General features: G+C 36.9%; 1 protein-coding gene. It reads right to left on the reverse strand.

What is annotated here, in order from left to right; genetic code table 11:
- Positions 1 to 43: 43 nt before the first annotated feature.
- Positions 44 to 1,249, reverse strand: a complete 1,206-nt coding sequence (locus CXF76_RS00665; RefSeq protein ID WP_007581242.1) for an MFS transporter — start codon at positions 1,247 to 1,249, stop codon at positions 44 to 46.
- Between the last annotated feature and the right edge of the window lie 419 nt (positions 1,250 to 1,668).

Below are 1,668 nucleotides of genomic sequence, written 5' to 3' on the forward strand. Positions count from 1 at the left end.
AATTAGCGGCTCTTTTTGTATTTTAAATTAATCTGAACTCAAGTTAATTAGTGGCTTGCGCTGTTGGTTGCTGTTTATTTAGTTGTAAGTAACTTAGTAGCCACATACCCAAACCACCTAAAAATAATGCAGCTGCTACGTAACCTGTTTGATTAGGTGCAGCACCTTGCGCTATTGCTATTCCGCCAACCCAAGGACCAATAGCATTGGCAGTATTAAATGCGCACTGTACTAAGGCACCAATCATAGCGTGACCTTCGGGTGCGACGTCCATTAAAAGCGTTTGAATCAGCGTAGCCAAGCCCACACTGCAACCAATAAAGAAGATCACTGCGTAAAGAGCCCAAATATTATGGCTTGCCGTTACATAAGCAAAGGCAAATACAATGGTACATACAAGCGCAAGGCCAGTCGTTTTAATTGCTGATTTATCGGCAGCTTTACCCAGTACATAGTTACCGAGCGTACAACCAATACCAAACATTACCATTGCGATAGAAATAGTATACGGGGCTGTTTTTGTTACCACTAATATGGTGTCGGCAATGTAAGTATAAATACAAAACACCCCGCCAAAGCCAATAATTACAATACCCAAAATAGACCAAACCAGTTTGTTTTTAAGTACGCCAAACTCGTTTAGTAAGTTAGAAGGCTTAGCGTTATCTATATTTGGAACTACTTTGTAAACAAAAATAAAAGCAATAAATGCAAGCACTGCAGCGCCGGCTAAACAGTACCGCCAACTAAGGTTTTGACCCACAAGTGTTACAACAGGCACACCAACAATAGTGGCCACAGTTAAACCCATAAACACCTTAGACATAAAGCTAGCACGCTTACCTTTTGGGGCAATATCCGATGCTAATAAAATAGCCGCGCCAAAATATGCACCATGAGGTAAACCACTTAAAAATCTAAATATTACAAGCTGCTCAAGCGACGTTGCCATCGCGCTTAATCCGTTTGAGACAAACATTAAGCTTATAAATATGAGCAATGCTTTGCGCTTTCTCATATTAGCAGTGGTAAGCATTAAAATAGGGGCGCCCACTACAACACCAATGGCGTAAGCACTAATTGCATAGCCACTTTGTGATGGCGTTGAGCCAAATGTTTCGCTAATTAGTGGCAGCATAGGCATCATCGAAAACTCAGATAATCCTAAGATAAATGTGCCTAGCGCTAATACGAGTAAAATAGCGGTTCTGTTAAGTTGACTAGATGCCGACGTTACATCTGATGTCATAGATGATCCCTTAAGGTTTAATTTTAAAAATGAAACTGCACAATAGATCTTGAATAGGAAATATTATGTGTATGCTTAAATTTTGGTGTGAGAGGGTAGTCTGTGAGGGCGCTATTTTAAGTTAAAAAAAGTACAGAGTCATGCATAAATTAGTGGTTTTATTAGGTTTTTAAAATGTTAATTAGAAGAAAATACTACTTAACATTTATAAAATAAAAAAACTATTTATAAAGCATATATATATAAGATATTAAATATTAGCCGAAAGGTTATTTAAAGCTTATATTTACAGTACAGCTACATATTGATATCACATTAATTTGCTAATTTTTGTACTAATTTACTCCTTAAGGTTTTTATATGTTTGGTATTTCTAAAAGAAACGCAAAAATTGAAGAAATGGAGCTTCAATTAATTCA

This window comes from Pseudoalteromonas sp. 78C3, from assembly GCF_002836695.1.
Lineage (GTDB): Bacteria > Pseudomonadota > Gammaproteobacteria > Enterobacterales > Alteromonadaceae > Pseudoalteromonas > Pseudoalteromonas arctica.